12 protein-coding genes and 2 pseudogenes are annotated in these 17,525 nt (G+C 53.8%); 6 read left to right on the top strand and 8 right to left on the bottom strand.

Features of this window, described 5'->3' with window-relative positions; all coding sequences use genetic code 11:
- Nucleotides 1-392: 392 nt before the first annotated feature.
- The 6 genes and pseudogenes from SPTER_RS24655 to SPTER_RS07845 form a co-directional block, all read left to right on the top strand.
- A pseudogene (locus tag SPTER_RS24655) lies at nucleotides 393-503 on the top strand (IS3 family transposase); the annotation flags it as partial.
- Between the two features lie 46 nt (nucleotides 504-549).
- Nucleotides 550-1,008, top strand: coding sequence for a helix-turn-helix domain-containing protein (locus tag SPTER_RS07870; RefSeq protein WP_144349889.1), 459 nt, complete (start codon nucleotides 550-552; stop codon nucleotides 1,006-1,008).
- A 51-nt stretch (nucleotides 1,009-1,059) separates the two neighbouring features.
- Entirely contained in the window at nucleotides 1,060-1,341 is a 282-nt protein-coding gene (locus tag SPTER_RS24650) for a hypothetical protein (protein WP_170233071.1), read from the top strand.
- Nucleotides 1,224-1,652, top strand: a complete 429-nt coding sequence (locus SPTER_RS07865; RefSeq protein WP_170233199.1) for a transposase — start codon at nucleotides 1,224-1,226, stop codon at nucleotides 1,650-1,652. Before SPTER_RS24650 ends, SPTER_RS07865 begins: the two co-directional genes overlap by 118 nt.
- 7 nt (nucleotides 1,653-1,659) lie before the next feature.
- Nucleotides 1,660-2,239: pseudogene (locus SPTER_RS25280) on the top strand (IS3 family transposase); the annotation flags it as partial.
- A gap of 212 nt (nucleotides 2,240-2,451) precedes the next feature.
- Nucleotides 2,452-2,643 (top strand): hypothetical protein, encoded by a 192-nt coding sequence (locus tag SPTER_RS07845; RefSeq protein WP_144349885.1) that lies wholly within the window; start codon nucleotides 2,452-2,454, stop codon nucleotides 2,641-2,643.
- Between the two features lie 245 nt (nucleotides 2,644-2,888).
- Here the strand turns inward: SPTER_RS07845 and SPTER_RS07840 are convergent, their stop codons facing one another.
- The 8 genes from SPTER_RS07840 to SPTER_RS07805 form a co-directional block, all read right to left on the bottom strand.
- Entirely contained in the window at nucleotides 2,889-3,173 is a 285-nt protein-coding gene (locus SPTER_RS07840; protein ID WP_144349883.1) for a hypothetical protein, read from the bottom strand.
- 210 nt (nucleotides 3,174-3,383) lie between these two features.
- Entirely contained in the window at nucleotides 3,384-4,604 is a 1,221-nt protein-coding gene (locus SPTER_RS07835; RefSeq protein ID WP_144349881.1) for an autotransporter strand-loop-strand O-heptosyltransferase, read from the bottom strand.
- Nucleotides 4,605-4,726: 122 nt separating this feature from the next.
- A complete protein-coding gene (locus SPTER_RS07830; RefSeq protein WP_144349879.1) occupies nucleotides 4,727-10,177 on the bottom strand; it encodes an AIDA repeat-containing protein in 5,451 nt (1,816 codons plus the stop codon).
- Between the two features lie 75 nt (nucleotides 10,178-10,252).
- On the bottom strand, nucleotides 10,253-10,903 hold the full coding sequence (locus SPTER_RS07825; protein ID WP_144349878.1) for an energy transducer TonB: 651 nt from the start codon (nucleotides 10,901-10,903) through the stop codon (nucleotides 10,253-10,255).
- Between the two features lie 92 nt (nucleotides 10,904-10,995).
- Nucleotides 10,996-11,376 carry an ExbD/TolR family protein gene (locus tag SPTER_RS07820; RefSeq protein ID WP_144349876.1) on the bottom strand — a complete coding sequence of 127 codons (381 nt, stop codon included), beginning with the start codon at nucleotides 11,374-11,376 and terminating at the stop codon, nucleotides 10,996-10,998.
- Nucleotides 11,357-11,818, bottom strand: a complete 462-nt coding sequence (gene exbB / locus SPTER_RS07815) for a TonB-system energizer ExbB (protein WP_211367517.1) — start codon at nucleotides 11,816-11,818, stop codon at nucleotides 11,357-11,359. Before exbB ends, SPTER_RS07820 begins: the two co-directional genes overlap by 20 nt.
- Before the next feature lie 58 nt (nucleotides 11,819-11,876).
- Nucleotides 11,877-15,341: a two-partner secretion domain-containing protein gene (locus tag SPTER_RS07810; RefSeq protein ID WP_144349874.1), complete on the bottom strand. Its 3,465-nt coding sequence runs from the start codon at nucleotides 15,339-15,341 to the stop codon at nucleotides 11,877-11,879.
- Between the two features lie 104 nt (nucleotides 15,342-15,445).
- Nucleotides 15,446-17,119 (bottom strand): ShlB/FhaC/HecB family hemolysin secretion/activation protein, encoded by a 1,674-nt coding sequence (locus SPTER_RS07805; protein ID WP_170233197.1) that lies wholly within the window; start codon nucleotides 17,117-17,119, stop codon nucleotides 15,446-15,448.
- Nucleotides 17,120-17,525 lie beyond the last annotated feature (406 nt).

The raw sequence follows: 17,525 nt of genomic DNA, 5'->3' as shown, positions 1-17,525 counted from the left end.
ATACTCCCCTTTCGATTAATCACCGTGTCCATTAAATATAGATAATCCTTTTTGTTTACCTTCTATATGCTTTTTCGTCAGAATACCCAAAGTATTCACAAGATTTCATGTGAATTGAAGCACAAGTCATGCAGACCTTAATTTTTATGTATTTTTTATTGCTTATGATGATTGCAAAAACGCAAAAAAATTTGCAAATGCGCATCAATATCTTGCGTATTTGCAAATTTCTATATTGAGCTTGTTGCCTTTTCATAATATATATACTATCAAGCTATTCTATGGGTGCTACGGTCAACTACTCTTATAGCCAGCCGGCAGTTTGGTGCAGCCGGTTGAACGTCTTTTTCTCATGGATACGACTTCCAAGGTGGTCAATGAGGGCGACTGGAAACCATGGTGTCTACGGGACAAGAAAAATCAAGAAGGAACTGCAAAAATTAGACTATCAGATATCACGCCGCCGGATTGGCAGGATCATGAAAAAGAAGGGGCTAGTGACTTGCCAAAGTTTTGAATTATGATTAAGCTATACAGGGGGGTATAGCGATGAACAAGAAATATCATGTAAAATTGAGCGATATAGAGCGAACAACTATCCAAAAAATCCTAGACAATGAGACTACATCCAAATACATAAGGAAACGCTGCAACGTACTCCTGCATACAGATGAGAATGCAGGCAAACCACCAAAACAGGAAGAGATTGCCAAACGATGCGGCGTATCGGACGTAACGGTGTATAGTCTGGTGAAAGAATACGATACGCAAGGAATGGAATATTGCCTGCGCCGGCGCAAGTATGCAACGCCGCCAAACCCGCCAATTGTAACTGGTGAAAAAGAGGCGCGAATCATAGCCTTGGCCTGCGGCGCGGCTCCGCATGGGCGAGCGCGCTGGACAGTACGCCTGCTAGCGCAAAAGGTGATAGAACTGGGGATAATGGAAACTGTGAGCCATGAAACCATCCGCACCGCTTTAAAAAAACACAACTTAAGCCTCACCTGAAAAAAGCAATGGTGCATACCGCAAAAATACAGCAGCGAATTTGTAAGCCGTATGGAAGATATCCTTGAAGTTTATGCGATGCCCTATGAGGAAACTATCCCGCTTATTTGCATGGATGAGCAGCCCTACCAACTGCTGGATGATTTATTGAAGCCTTTGCCAATGGAGCCGGGAAAAGTCCGGAAAGAAAATTATGAATATGTGCGCCAAGGAGCGTGCAGCATTTTTGTATTCACAGAGCCAGTAAAAGGCGTACCAAAATTGATTGGGCGCTTCACATTGAGGAACTACTGGATGTCTTTTATCCAAACGCAGCAAAAGTCCGGCTGGTAATGGACAATTTGAATACGCATTCTATCGCTTCGCTACATGAAGCCTTTGCACCGGAAAAGGCACTGCGTTTGGCTAAACGCCTGGAAATTCACTATACTCCAAAGCATGGTAGCTGGCTTAATATCGCTGAAATCGAATTGAATGTGATGACGCTTCAATGTTTGGGAAGACGCATTCCGACCATTGATTTGCTGAATCGTGAATTATCTGCTTGGGAACAGCAGCGTAATTCTGCGGGTAAAACAGTTGATTGGCACTTTACTACAGCTCAGGCAAGAGATAAATTAAAACACCTGTATCCTAAGTTATAACTTTGGCGAGTCACTAGTTTCAAAGTATACGGTTGCCCAGTTTAACCCCTAGAGGCAGAAATGCAATGAACAGCCTGTTCAAAATGAATTAAAGAGGCAATTTACAGGCCAAGCCCCCTATGTGGTCGTTGTTAGTGACCTAACCTATGTCCGGGTCAATTATAAATGGAATTATGTGTGCATCCTGATTGATTTATTTAACCGAGAAATTATCGGCTATAGTGCTGGCATCCATAAAGATGCCCAATTGGTCTACGATGCCTTTGCAACCGTGAAGACAGATCTGCGTAAAATTCAAATGTTTCATTCTGACAGGGGCAGTGAATTTAAAAGTGAACTGATTGATGAGGTATTACAACCTTTAATATTAAACGTTCCTTGAGTATGAAGGGCTACCCCTATGATAATGCTGTGGCCGAAGCAACTTTTAAGATTTTTAAAACGGAATTTGTGTATGGACGAAATTTTGATAGTTTGCCTCATCTGCGCCATGAACTTGCTCAGTACATTGACTGGTTTATAATATACGAATTCATGGTTCGCTCAATTACTTAACGCCCGTTCAATTTCGACAACAGACCTTATAAGATATGTCCGACTAAGTGTTGACAATCCAAAAACCGCCACGCCTCAAAGCCAGCTCACGCGTGTGTTTGGTGTAATTGACAAGGCTACTTTGGAGCGCGGAACAGGCACTGTGCTTTGTACGACTGATAGGCTGTCGGCGTTTGACAGCCGGAATTTGATTGTGCCTATTTGGGGGATATAGGTTAAAATGCCTTTGGCCGTTACTTTGGTAATGGCTAAAGGCATTTTATATTATTCTGATAAAGAGGCCGTTATTCTGACATTGGTTGAGCGTTTCACCAATAACTACCTTGCCATTCGAATTCCTGGTAAAACCAGCGAGGCTATAATGGACACCATGAACATGCTGTACGCTGAATACGGAGGATGCTTAACAAGGTATTCAAGAGCATTACAAATCTAGAATTACTTATAATTGTTAAAAAACCGTCACCGATTGACTTTCGTCACAGTGACGGTTTTCTGAAATATTACGAATCAGCTCGGACACCTTCACCAAACAAACGAATCTTCCGAAATGTTCGTAATAAGCAATTCATTCCCCCGAACACTGACTCTGGCGTTATGCTCAATATCATACCCAGTCATAAGGTTACTGCTTATAGACATCTCGTATTAGTTCATATGCCACCTCCCTTTCCGATGATATTACTGTTTCTCCGCCTTTTTTTCCGCCAGGCGGACCACGCCCGCCCCCTCCGGCGGATTCTTCTTCAACACCCCGGCGTCGATGAGCTGCTTGATAATATTCTCCTGTACCGCCAGCGACTGGACAAAGCCTTCCAGCGGCATAACGATCCGGCGGTTGACTTCGACCACCGGCTGACCGTTGTCACTCTTGAGGTGCGGCTGCACCGTCATTAAATCAATCCGGACAAGATTGCCGGTGACGTGGATCGAGCTGATGGCGTCGGCAAAAATTTCCCGGTTCATGAATACCCCCTTTGCTTTCCGGTAATCTTTTTAAATACTTCCGCTGTGATGATAAAGGCGATGACCGGACTGCCTTTTTTCCGATACATTCCAGATGGCCCTGGATTTGTTTTGTCACTCTCGATACGTACTGCCGCAGGATGGCTATGCCGGGCGATCATTATTGGCCCGGAGCAGGTATCAGCCGATAGGACAAATGCCCCGCTTATTTTACTCCTTTCTTGGGTTGAAGTTATGGTCGCGGATTAACTGATCCACAACGCTGTTAACATAGCTAGCGTTGATGAAACGGGTGCATTCAAATTGTCTGTCTGTGTTTTTGTGCCGCGGACACCAGGAGAAGTCGGTATGATCAAACTCGATGGTGCTGTCGTTCCAGCAGCCATTACAAACATGGTAATTGATAATGCGGTATGGTGTGTAAAATTCATCGCTAGGCAGGCTGAAGCCGCTGACCATAACCACCGGCTTGCCAACCGCCCAGGCCAACCAGGACAGACCGCTGGAGAGACCGATGAAAAAGTCGGCATGATAGAGAAGATCGACCCGCTGTGATAGCGGTAGCGTCCCGGTAAAATCCTCAGCGCCATGAGGGATGGTGTTCCAACGGCTGCCGGCGCCGTGGCAATTTTCCCTGTCAATGCACAGTACGCGATAACCTTTGCTCTTGAGATGTTTGATAACCTCCAGCCAACCGTTGCCGTTGTTCCAATATTTGGCCTGGCTGCTGGACTGGACGGCAATACAAACATAGGGCTCTGCTATGGTTCTTTCCAAGTTGTGCGGCAAAATGCTAGGGCGAAGTTCTTCCACCGGCAAGCCGAGCAGGTAGGGAATGGTTTTCTGCAGCCCGACGATGCGCCAGTCCACCGGCTGGTGCACACGGTCATCACAAGGAAAGAATATGCCCATGTAATAAGAAGCGTAAATTTCGGGGGGACGCTCGTCAGGACCTATGAAGTTTAGTTCCGGGTAAGCGGGGCGAAACAGATCGGCCATTTCGGGGGCCATGGCGCAGTAAACCTCGCAATCATGTTTGTATTTAAAGGCCTGGGCATAAGGAAACCAGGCAATGATGTCGCCCAGAGTGCCAACCGGATATTTGATGAGAACTTTTTTTCCTGACAAGTTCATGCCATGGCGCAGTATCAGTTTATCGTCCAGGTAGACTTCCAGGCCAAAATTGACGTAATATTTTTTGGTGCTGCTAACCAAAGCATTGTCTGCTCTATCGTCATAGAGGGTGACAAAGGTATCGCGGTCGGTGATTTTGACGCGCCAGTTGCCTGCCGGGACTTGGACGCGAACTCCATAATTAAAGTCGAACTCTAATCCGCTAACGTCGGTTTTGCAAGTGAGCGGACCGGCGTCAAAGACTGCGTAGGGTTTCTTGGCTGGCTGGGAGGGTGTTCCTTCTTGCGTTTGGTTCATGAATAATTTTCCTCTCCTTTTATCAAGCACTAGATTTATTCAACTCAATAATGTTATTGCGCGACCTTTTTTCTGATTATTTTTAATATACTCCAGCCACTTTGCGTCTCAACTCTGTTGAACTAAAAACCCCATCTGACTCCCAGATTAACCCGCCAGGGGGTTTTCACTTTATCGCCGGTAGTGCGGCTTATTTCCATATAGCTATTGGTATTGTCTTTCAACTGCCCGGTCAGTCCCAAGGCAAACTCCAGCCAATTTTGTTTCAGATCTTGCTCCAATGTGACCGCGCCCATATTGCCGGTCGACATGGTAACCCTGGATTTGGCGCTTAATTCCCGGAAAATCGAGGCTTTGGCATATAAACTGCTATTGCCAAAACTTCTGCCTGCCGCCAGACCCAGGCGGCCAATGACGGAGTTCATGGCGTTGTGGTTGACGTTGGTGCCGTCGCTGGCCGTATAGTTGGCCGAACTGATGCGCCCGAGTATAACCTCGGCCTGCGGTTCGACATACCAGCCGCCGGTCAGCGCTTTGCGGTAGCCGTATTCAGCCGACGCGCTGGTACCCCAGTTATGGTAGCTGCCGCTGACTTTGGTCTGCGCGGAATTGTTGAGGTAGCTGTCATAGCTGGTACGCAGACGTCCTTGTTTGACAACCAGGTCGAGGTAATGCCCCTTGTCGCCCAGCCAAGCGGCGTAAGCGCCTATACTCAGGCTGGTAGAGTCGCCTTCGCCACGGGAGAAGGTGCTGTTGGCGTCAGTAAACCCTACGGTGTAGCCGGCGCGCCAGGTGCGCCCGCTCATTTGGACGGCCTTGTCATGACCATACTGGAAACTGGTGTATTTCTGGGTGGCGCGGCGGCCTTCCAGGCCGATCATTTCATGTTCGCCTTTATAGATACGGAACCAGTCGCCAGGGTTGACGTCTTCGTTTCTGAACTCGCCCATGCGGCTGTTCAGACTGTTGTTTTCCCACCGCCAGAGCATGAGATTGCCGGCTGCCGCGCCGGAGGCGGTGTACGCTGTTTCACTGGAGCCGGTTTGGGTCAGTCCGGTGATTGACCAGTTGGTACCCTGCGCGTCGGCTTCGAGCGTGGGCGTATAACGGTAAGCGCCGTATTCGGTGGAAACTGCTGTAAAGGTTGTCCCATCCGCCACGTGGGCAAAGGAGGCGGCAACGCCGTTGAGGCTGCTGCCGGTGCCATAGAGCGGGTCGTAGGCTACCTGCAGGGTGTGCTGGGCCGTGCCGCTGGTAATGGCAATCCGGTCGGCCTGGTTGTTGGCCAGGTCGGTATTAATGATAAAGCTGGCCGCGCCGGAAAGATTGTTGATGGTCAGGCTGTGCCCGACCGTTTTATCAAGGGCAGCGCCGTTCTGCAGGCTGGCAACGGTATTGCCTGTGAGATTGAAGGTGCCGCCGTTCATAACCTCCGCTTGGTCGATGGTATAACTGCCGAGGCCCCGCAGCTGGACGGTAGCGTCATCCAGCATGGTTTGGCCGGAAAGAGCCGCGCCGTTTCCTATCAGGATGATTCTGCCGCCGCTATCGGCCGTCGTATCGGTCACGCCGGCACCGGCGCTCACCATCTGAACGCCGCCGTTGACGACCGTCCCGCCGGCGCTGCCGCCGCTGTATACCGTCTGATTGCCGCCGCTGTTGACAGTGGCAGCGTCGGCGCTGCCGCCGCTAGATATATACTGCGCCCCGCCACTGTTGATAATGGCGCCGCCGGCGCTGCCGCCGCTGTTCACATACTGAGTGCCGTCACTGTTGACAGTGGTGCCGCTGGCGGCGCCGCTGCCGAGCACATACTGAATACCCGCGCTGTTGACAATGTTATGATCGGTATTGCCGCCGCTGTTCACATACTGAATACCGCCGTTGAGGGTCGCGCCGTTGGCGTTGCCGAACACCTGCTGAACACCGTAGGCATTCACTGTGGTATGATCGGCGCTGCCGCCGGCGAACACAACCTCCGTCCCGTCGCTGTTGACGGTCGCGGAACTGGCGCTGCCGTACACATACTGAGCGCCGCCCGCGTTGACGGTGGTATTGATTGCGCTATGGCCGTCCAGGTTTAGAGCAGTCAGAATACTGCCGCTGTTTAAAGTAAAGTTCCGGGCGATGCCGCCGCTGATACCGGCGCTGCCGGCGCTGCCGGTGTTCTCGTCAATTATTTCCAGGGTGGCGCCCGTAGTGGCTTGCAGAATATAGCCTTCTTTCAGGATGGTATCGGTGGCGCTGCCGCCGGCGGAAATATTAAGCAGGCCGCCGGCAAATACTGTCGTGGCGTTGGCGGTGTCGCCGGCCAGAACAGTCAGACCGCCGCCGCTGTTTAAAATAAGGTTCCGGGCGGTGCCGCCGCTGATATAGACATTCGGGTCGGTCGTCGTCAGCGTGGCGCCGGTGGTGCCGCTCAGGATATAGCCGTCATTCAGCGTTGTAGCAAGGGCGCTGGCGCCGCTGGCAAGGGTAAGCCTGCCGCCGGAAGCTACGATGACAGAGCTGGCGGCGGCGCCGCCGTCCACAGTCATGGTACCGCCGCCATTGACGGCGGTATCGACGGCGCTGCCGCGGCTGAGCACAGTCATAGTACCACCGTTGTTGACGGTCGTATTGCGGGCGGTATCGTAGTCGGACAAAGTCAGGCTGCCGCCGCTGTTTAAAGTAAGGCCGTGGGCGACGCCGCCGCTGATATAGACATTCGGATCGGTCGTCGTCAGTGTGACGTTGGTAATGATATTGACGCTCAAAATATAGCCGTCATTCAGGGTTGTGTCAAGGACTCTGGCACTGACGATTTTGGCACCGACGTTAGGAATAACAAGTGTAGCGCCGTTGTTGACAGTCGTATTGCTGGCGGTGGCGCCCCCGTACACAGTCATAGTACCGCTGTTGAGGGTCGTAGCGCTGGCGCTGGCGCCGTTGGACACAGTCATAGTACCGCCATTAACGGTCGTAGCGCTGGCGCTGGCGCCGCTGGACACATTCATAGTACCGCCGTTAACGGTCGTAGCGCTGGCGCTGGCGCCGCTGGACACATTCACAGTACCGCCGTTGACGGTTGTTTCGCTGACGATGCCGCCGTTGTATACATTCATAGTACCGCTGTTGACGGTCGTAGCGCCGGCGCTGGCGCCGCTGGATACAGCCATAGTACCGCTGTTGACGGTCGTACCGCTGACGCTGGCGCCGTTGTATACATACTGACCGCCGCCATTGACGACGGTATTGCTGGCGCTGCCGCCGCTCGACACATAGTGAAGACCGCCGGCATTGACGACGGTATCAACGGCGGAGCCGCCGCTGGATACACGCATCGTACCGCTGCTGTTGATGGTTGTATTGACGGCGGTGTGGCCGGTTAGAACATCCAGAGCGCCGCTGCGGTTTAAAGTAAGGCCGTGGGCAACGCCATTGTCAATATAAACATTCTGGTCGGTTGTCGTCAGCGTGGCGCCGGTAGTGCCGCTTAGCGCATAGCCCGCGTTCAGGGTGGTCTCAGTGGCGCTGGCGCCGCTGGCAAGGGTAAGCCTGCCGCCGGAAGCTACTGTGGTGGAGTTGGCGGTGTCGCCGGCCAGAACAGTCAGAGCGCCGCCGCTGTTTAAAGTAAGGTTCCGGGCGGTGCCGCCGCTGATATAGACATTCGGATCGGTTGTCGTCAGCGTGGCGCCGGTAGTGCCGCTTAGTACATAGCCCGCGTTCAGGGTGGTCTCAGTGGCGCTGGCGCCGCTGGCAAGGGTAAGCCTGCCGCCGGAAGCTACTGTGGTGTTAACCGCGCTGTGGGTGTTGTTGACAGTCAGCGCGCCGCCGCTGTTTAGCGTAAGGTTCCGGGCGGTGCCGCCGCTGATATAGACATTCGGATCGATTGTCGTCAGCGTGGCGCCGGTAGTGGCGCTCAGAATATAGCCGTCATTCAGGGTTGTATCACGGGCGCTGGCGTTGCCAACAAGGGTAAGCCTGCCACCGGAAGCTACTGTGGTAGAGCTGGCACTGCCGCCGCTGCTCACAGTCAGAGTGCCGCTGTTGTTGATGGTTGTACTGCCGGCGGTGTGGCCGGTTAGAACAGTCAGAGTGCCGCCGCTGTTTAATGTAAGGTTCCGGGCGGCGCCGCCGCTGATATAGACATTCGGATCGGTTGTCGTCAGCGTGGCACTGGTAGTGGCGCTCAGAATAGAGCCGTCATTCAGCGTTGTATCAAGGGCGCTGGCGTTGCCAAGCAGGTCAAGGCTGCCGCCGGAAGCTATGGTGGCAGAGCTGGCGGCGCCGCCGCTGCTGAACACACGCATCGTACCGCCGCTGTTGACGGTCGTATGGCTGGCGGCCCCGGACACAAACATAGTGCCGCCGTTGACGGTCGTATTACTGGCGGCCCCGCCGCTGGACACAGTCAAAGTGCCGCTGTTGATACTAGTGTTGCCGGCGGCCCCGCCGCTGTTCACATATATCGCGCCGCCGTTGAGGGTCGTGTTGCCGGCGCTGTGGTTGTTGTACACCGTCAGATTGCCGCCGTTTAAAGTAAGGTTCTGGGCGACGCCGCTGCTGATATAGACATTCGGATCGGTTGTCGTCAGTGTGGCGCTGGTAGTGGCGCGTAGCACATAGCCCGCGTTCAGCGTTGTATCAAGGGCTTGGGCGTTGCCGACAAGGGCAAGTACGCCGGAAGATACTGTGGCAGAGCTGACGCTGCCGCCGCTGCTCAAACCCAAACTGCCGCCATTGACGACGGTATCGACGGCGCTGCCGCCGCTGGACACAGTCTGAATACCGCCCATGTTGACGGTCGTGGCGCTGGCGGTCCCGCCGTTGAACACAGTCTGACCGCCTCCGTTGTTAATGACGGTATTGACCGCGCTGCCGCCGCTGCTCACATTCTGCCTGCCGCTGACGTAGATGGTAGTATCGACGGCAACGCCGCCGCTGGACACATTCATAGTACCGCTGTTGTTAAGGACGGTATTGACCGCGCTGCCGCCGTTGTTGACATTTTGGGTGGCGCTGTAACCGTCGACGGTGGTACCGGACGCGCTGCCGCCGCTGTTGATATTCTGCGTGCCGTACCGCGTTATGATGGCATCGGTCGCGCTGCCGCCGCTGTTGACATTTTGGATGCCATATTGGGCGGCGTAGTTAGTATAAGCGCCGCTGACGTAGGTACCGGATGCGCTGCCGCCGCTGTTGACATTCTGCGTGCCGCCGCCGCTGACGGTGGTACCGGACGCGCTGCCGCCGCTGTTGACATTCTGAATGCCGCCGCTGTTGACAACGTCCCCGCTGGCCGGAGTATTATTGTTGGCCGGTTCTACATCTTTCGTTTCCCCGGCGTTAATCGTTTGCGCATAGGCGGTGCTAAAGAACAAGCGATTCAGCAACTGGCCGGTGCCGTTGAAGCTGGTGACCAGGTTCCGGCCCATTTCGCCCTGCCGGGGCACAGGCAGGGCGGCGGCCGGCGACGCCGCCGTTAAAGCGATTGGCACGACGCTGTTGAAGGCGTTGACCAATGCCATAGCCACCGCCAGGTTTTTTTGCCGGTTTTGCTTGTGCGGTTGTTTTTTGATTTTTTTTGACACTGCTTATTTCACTCCTTTTCTTGGCCTGAAGTTAACCGGCCGGCCTCAATCGGCGCACTCTCAAACCTTTCGACATTATTCGATATTAAATGATACGGCAATCGCGATACTAATTTCTTTGGGAGGTTCTTCAAACGGCGCGCTGACCTGAGCCGACGCTAAGGCGCTGGAGTCTAAGACTGCATAGCCGCTGCTTTTTTGCACCCTTAAAGAATTTCCTTTAATGTCACCTGATGAAGTAATGGTAAAGGCGATCGTCGTAGTGCCTTTCATCCCGTTTCCCCTGGCTTCTTGGGGATACGTCAGATGTCCCCGGACCTTTCTTGTTACCCTGGCCATGTACTGCTGGAGACTGTCTTCCGTCACAGGCCTGATGGTTTGTTGTTTTTGCTCGGTTGCCGCGTCCGCCGTATGGAGAGCAGCCAAAACCGGTTTGAAAGGCGCCTCTTCCACTTTTTCTACCAGCACCGGACTTTTTACGGTTTGATAGTTAGCCGGCGCCGGCGTCGGCGCGGGCAGGACCTTGCTCACTTGCTGCGGCTCTGCCACGCTCTCGTGTCTCTCTTCCAGCTGACGGTTGGCAACCATCCCAAAAAGCTCAAGCCTGAGCCGTTCCGCTCTGTTTTGCTGCGCCGCGTGCAGGGTGGTCAAAAACAGCGGCGAAATCAAGCTTACATGCAGCAGTAAAGAAATTGCGAGCCAGTGGAAAAGATTAAGTTTTCCCAACCAATGCACCCTCACATCATCCCCGTATAACGTATTTACGGTGTTATGCTACCTGTATCATTACACCGCATAAGCCTTGTTGTGCCGAAGGGTTAACCGTGGCCCTTAGTCTGCACCGCGACCTTCTGAAAACTCATTTGTTTCAAAAGGTCGACCACATCAATAAAATATTGCAGGGTGACGTCCTTATCCGCCCGGATGACGAAACTGGTTTCCCGGCCCAACGGCTGGAGGTTCGCCTTGAGGGAGTCCAGCGTGACTGCTTTCCCATCGAAATAAATGGTTCCGGTCTTTTCGATCTCTATGGCTACAGCCTGATCCGCCTGCGCAACACTTTGGGAAGCCTGCGGCAGATTGACCGGGATTCTGCCGCTGGCAATAAAGCTGGAGGTAACCAGGACGATGGTCAACAGCACCAGCATGATGTCCACGAAGGGGATAACATTCATATTTTCAAACGGCTTTTCGTCCATTGGCAATCTCCCATTCCAGCATTAGTACCCTGACTTTCCGCAAAAGCGCATTGTACAGCACGACCGCCAAAAGCGCCACTACCAGCCCTACTGCGGTTGCTTTCAGCGCCAGGGCCAGTCCGGTCATAATCTTGCCAGTGTCGATAGCGCTGGCATCTGAGCCCATGTTGTGGAAGGTCAGCATAATGCCCAGTACGGTGCCCAGCAGCCCCAGATAGGGAGCATTCGCCCCTACCGAAGCGACGAGGAACAGTCTCCGGGTTAGTATCAGCTCTAAATATTTGATATCCTGAAAATCCGTAATGTTCAGATTCCGGTAAAAAACGTAGCGTTCCAGCGATATGGCCACCACGGCTATACTCAGAACCAGTAAAATCCCGATAATACCGTAATCAATTACATTAGTCAGCACCTGTTCATGCATATTGATTTCTCCATTCATTTTTTTGGTTTTCCTCAGTTTTATCGTGCAATCCCCTTTGTCATCCTGAGCCTAAGCGTTAACCTTTGGCGTCGTCGTCCTCATCGTTATATTCGGCGTCTTCCAACTGATATTCGACTCCATCCGCCTGCACGGCTGTGATGTCGGCCGAATAACTGCTTGAGTCGTCCGACACTTGCCACAGGTTGTCCGGTTCCGACCGATCCTCTGCAGGGTTCAACGTATTGCCCTCAGTTTGGCCGGACTGCTCGCTGATGCTGGCCTGCGCTATCGCGATTGCTTGGTCTTTCGCAGCGTACGTGCCGGCAGTCGTTTGTTGCGCCGCGGCTTGGTCGGTCAGATTTTTAGCTTCAGACCGCGCCTCGGCGGCCTGCTGCGCTTGTTGGGCGTTCGATGACAACGGCCCCTGCGTGGACGACGGCTCTGTATTGGTAGTGCTGGTCAGACCGCTCGGGTTGCCGCTGCCGACGCCGTTGGGACTGTGCGAAGTCGCGGGGTTGTAAGTATTACCTGCCATGACGGTGGTATCGGCAAGATACCCCGCGAAGCTGCCGACGTTAGTGATGCTGTTGACTGCGCTGCTTGCGGCCGGCACCGAGCCGAAGGAGGCGGAATTGGTGATGCTGCCGGTAGCTGGGGATGTTCCAACAAAGCCGCCGATGTTACTGACTCTCCCCCCACTGACGGACACGTTGCCGGTCGCGTAGGAATTGTCAATGTAGCCGGGTTTTATCACGGCATCAAAGGTATATCCATTTTGTCCGACAAACCCGCCCACGCCGGAAACGGCGGCCAATCCGTTGTTGACATCCGTCCCCACGGTCACGTTCCCTGTGGCTCCGGAGTTGAAGATGGAGCCGCCGTTATTTAGTCCGGCGAATCCGCCTATTGCCGAAGAGCCCCAAAGATAATCGTCGGCATATAGCGTTACCGCCCCTTCGGCCAGGGAGTTTTGGATGACGCCATAATTAATCCCGACCAGGCCGCCGATATTAGACGCAGAATGCGCAGTTATGTCCACCTTGGCGTAAGCGCCGGAGATGAGGCCAGAGTTGCCGCCGACCAGACCGCCGATTATAGTGGCCAATTCGTTATAAGGGTTGGAAATGGTCAGGCTGCCGCTTGCCGCTACATTGATGATTCTGCCATCGTTACTATCGAAGATGGTGGCGCCCCTCCTGCCGATGAAATTTATATTCGTCAGGCTGAGGTCGCGGACAGTGCCGTAATTATTCTTTATCATGGAAACAGCCACAGTATTGCTGCTGTTTTTTAAGCTCAGATTGGCGATATTGTTCCCCAGCCCCTCCAAGACGGAGCCAGCAGAGATGCTGGTTATCAGATAAGATGCTGCACCGTTGTTGCTTAGATAAGCGGTTAAATCCGTGTCCGGGGCAATCAGGTTTGCCGCCAGCGCATAGAACCCACGGCCGCCGTTCTTGTTGATGACGCTTATATCGTGAGGGTTGGCCGCGCCGTCGGCCAGGGTCGGGGAAGCGATGCTGGTGATGAGCGTGTATTGATTGCCGTTGATGGTCAGAGGATTGCCGGCGGTATTGCCGCTGAAATCAATCCGGCCGGCGTAGGTCCCTGTCTCTTTGTTGAAGAGGGGGCTAAGCCCGCCCAGGAGCGTTCCGTATTTGGAAGTCGGATTGCCATCGGCGTCCGCACTCGTATCAATGTCGTCATTGTAGTTCATGGCGAGACTTCCTTGGTCGGCGGCGGTCATTACGGCGTTGAGGTTGACGAATTTGCCGGCGTTGAGCGTCAGGATACCGGCCGACCAGTTGACCGTATCGTTAACGTTGATGTTATTGCCTGTGAACGACCACGCCCCGCCGTTAGTCCAGCGTTGCGGCGCGTTGAAATTGATATTGCCGGCGGCATTGGCGGTGAGCGTATTCACCTGCAGGGACGAGGGCGAGTTGATGTTGATGTCCAGCATCGCGTTCAGCGCTAGCCCGGAGGAGGCGCCGCTGCCGGTAATCGGCGCGTTGACATTGATCTTGCTGGTGGCGTTGAGGCTCAAAGTTGTGTCGGCCGACCAGTTCACTGTATCGTTGACGTTGATGCTGCCGTCGTAGCCCCTGCCACTGGTTGAGGCAATCGTCACATTGTTGGAGCCGAGTTGGCTGCCGAGCTCAGCGCCGGTAATGTCGCCGCCTACCGCCGAGATGGTGAAGCCGTCCGGGTCAAGCAGCCAGGTGCCTGTTTTCCCGTTAGCAGCCGCGGTGGTGATGAGGGCGTTGTCGCCAATCTTCAGTCTTTTGCCGCTGGTCTCAACGAAGCCGCCGTCGCCGCTGCTTGTGCCGCCTTTGGCGCTGGCTGTCCCGTCAAAGGAAGTGACGCCGTCGGACCAGACTACGATTGTGCCGCCATCGCCTGCGGTGATGGCGTCGGCGTTAATGGTGACGTCGTTGGCGACCGTAGTAGCGGCGGCATTTTGTTCCGGGCCCCGGCCCTGCTCGTTGCCGCCGAGGAGAACCGTACCGCCGCCGTTAGCGCCGGACACGTCGATAGCCGTTCCGGCCGCCAGGGTGAGGTCATTGCCCAAAACCTTGACCGTGCCGCCGGTTTGCCCGGCGTCTTTGCCGGAAGCGTCCAGCACGCCGCTGTTGACAACCGCGCCGACGCTGCCGCCGTCAAGCGTGATGATCCCGTTGGCATTGCCAATGCTTTGCGCCTCAATTACGCCGGTGTTGTTGAGTACTGAGCCGGCCAGGGCGCTGGCTGCTTTGGCGGTCATAAACACCTGTCCGCCGTTGGCCTGAATAAGCTTGTGATTCTCGGCCAGGGCATCCAGGGCTGCTTGCGTTACGGCCAGGCTATACAGTCCGTCGCCGTGAAAGTCAAGGGTGGCGGCACTGCCGGCCCCCAGCGCAACCGTGCCCTGGTTGGCGACGATTACCCCTTGGTTGGAAACCTGGGCGCCTAAAAGCGCTACATAGCCGCCGTTACCGGCCGTAATCGAGCCCTGGTTAGTGACCGAACCGCCATTTCCGGTAAAATCATACTTTCCTTTTTGAAAATCGGCGTCGGAAATATTTAACGTTGAAGCCACAATCCCGCCTACATTTACCGACGAGCCGGGCGCGAATAAAATCCCGTTGGTATTAATCAAAAACACTTGGCCATTGGCGTTCAGCTTGCCGTAGATGCTGGAGGCGTTATTGCCCACCACCCGGTTCAAAGCGATAGCACTTGCCCCGGGCTGCAGAAAGTTGACCGTCTCGTTGGCGCCGATGTTGAAGCTCTGCCAGTCGATGCTCAGTTTGTTGGTAGTCTGGCTGATATTGGTGGTGTTGCCGCTTTGGCTGATGCTGCCGGCCCCGGCGGTAATCTGGCCTCCGGTCGGGTTGGCATAGGCCGGCAGCATAGCTGTCAGCAGCAGGGTGGCTGCCGCCACCGGCGGCAGTATGATCTTGGCCAGGGTTTGCAGCGAACTCCGGCCCGGGGTTGGTGACCGGGCTGCTGATTGCCCTTTTTTCTGACGGCCCCACTCGCGTCGCCATTTTCGGTTCATAGATGATCACTCCTTTAATTTAATTGATGGTAGAAGAAGCCCCACCCCGAGGCTGTTGAGCTTTCCTCCCGTTCCCCCTCCTTTGTCATTACCATTCTGTTAGGTTAGAAATACCGTACGCCGGCCAACCACCAGCGGCCGTGCTTGTCGCTTTCCGTAGTAGCCTGGCTGGAGGATAGCCTCCACGCGTAATCGACCCGCAGGTGGTATTCCTGCCAATTGTTTAGGATTAAACCCAGCCCCGCGCCGCTAAGCGTCCGGGAGGGAGAGCTGCCTTTCCAGTTGTTTTTACTGCCGCCGGCATGGCCGCTGTCAATAAACGCTGCCAGTTGGAATTTGGGCGTAGGCAGGTCATAGCGCAGTTCCCCGGTTAGTATATAGCCCTCATCGCCGTTAGCTTCGCCCTGGGGATAGGCCCGTACGCCATTGGCTCCCCCGAGATAGAGCTGCTCCGAAGAATCAAGGTTCTTGCTGGCCAACTGGCCTTTAATCGACAGATATAAATTCAACCGGTCTTTCAAATGCTGGTAGCGGTTGGCAGTAACGTTTACTTTAGTGTAATGTCCTGCAGTCTGCGCCCCTTGGGCGTCGGTAACCTCCCAGTTGTTTCCGAAAATATCCTCTTTGCCGGTAAAATTGAGCCGACCGCTCACCAGGCTTAGGTCGAAACTGTTTATGCCGCGGCTGTCCCGGCTGATACCGTTAAGGCCCAAGGTAACAAAATCGGTTTTCCGCCGGTTGGAGGAGTTGAACAAGTCAATATCGTCAACAAGCCGGCGCGTAGCTACGCCAATCTGCCCATAAAGGTCATAATTTCGGGAACGGACGAACGGGTACTGGCCATAAACGCCATAGGTTTCGGATTTGCCGTTGGCCGCAAGGGGAGCATACTCCTCTTTAAGAGTGTAGTTAAGGCGCGAATAATTCACGCCCAGCCGCCAGCCCCGGCTGCCATACGGAAGCATATAATTCATGCTGAAATTGTTCATGCCGTGGCCGGTATAACTGCCGCCAATGCTCAGCACGTCCCCCTGGCCGGTGGCGTTATTGAAGTTGATGTCCAGGTTGCTCTGCTCGGAACCGGTGTAACGGTTGCCGTAGTTGCTCGCCAATAAAGTCGCGGTCACTGTGTTGGCATCCTTGATATCGACAACAAGTTCAGTGGTGCCGGCCTCCTTGCCCGGAGTCAGAACAGATTCAACTTTGATTCCGCCAATATCGTTTAGAAGGAGCAACACGCGTTCCAGTTCGTCTCGTTTCACATAATCACCAGCCTTGATGCCGCTTAAAAATTTGGCGGCAGCCGCATTGGACAGCCTGGAGTGGTTCCGGATATCAATCCCGCTGTACTTTCCGGGCATTACAGCTATTTCCACTATGCCGTCCCTTATTTCCTGAACCGGAATATAGGCGGTGGCCACCACAAAGCCCTGGTTGCGGAAATAGTGGGCAACAGTACGCCCGGCAATATCTTGCAGTTCGCCGAGAGTAAGTTCTTTGCCAACCGCGTCTTTAAGCAACTCCTGCAATGCATCTTCGCTATAGATGCTCTGGCCGGTAATACGAAAGCCGCTGACTTTAATTGTAGGGCCTGCCGGCGGCGCAGGTTTCTCCCGTTGTGGTTCGTTTACCTCGATGCTGATGTCGCTTTTGGGCTGAATAGGAGGTTGGCTTTGTTTTACACTGTCGGCTACTTGGCCGGCAACTTGACTGGTATTAGGGCTGGCGGCAAAAGTCGGCGAAGCCGCACTGAATACCAGAACTAAAGCGGGAGTCAAGCAACACATTTTACACAGTAATGATCTGTTTCGTAGCATAAGTAGCATAATTTCATCCTTTCCGCGTTAATAAACGCAATAATCTGAAAAAACTTGTTTTTCTCACCTCCTTTCACCTGCCCCTTTTCCTTGCCCGGGACGTTTTCGCGGCGACAGAAGGAAGATGGGGGCCGCTGCTCCCGCCGCTGCGCCATATTCGACAAAACTTGTTGTCTTCCGTCGTTTTCCGGCTTCACGTGAGACTTGCTGCTTTTAGTAAGATCTGTACCCTTGTTTGAATATCTTCCATCTCTCCACCCTGACTTTAGTTGAATATGTCATAATTACATTATGTCAAATACAAAGTATAAAGGGCATGTTTGTTTTTGTTTGTTAACAACAGTACCAGAATTACCAAGCATCTTCC

This window comes from Sporomusa termitida, assembly GCF_007641255.1.
In the GTDB taxonomy this organism is placed as follows: Bacteria; Bacillota; Negativicutes; order Sporomusales; family Sporomusaceae; genus Sporomusa; species Sporomusa termitida.
This window is presented reverse-complemented; position numbering and strand designations above follow the sequence as displayed.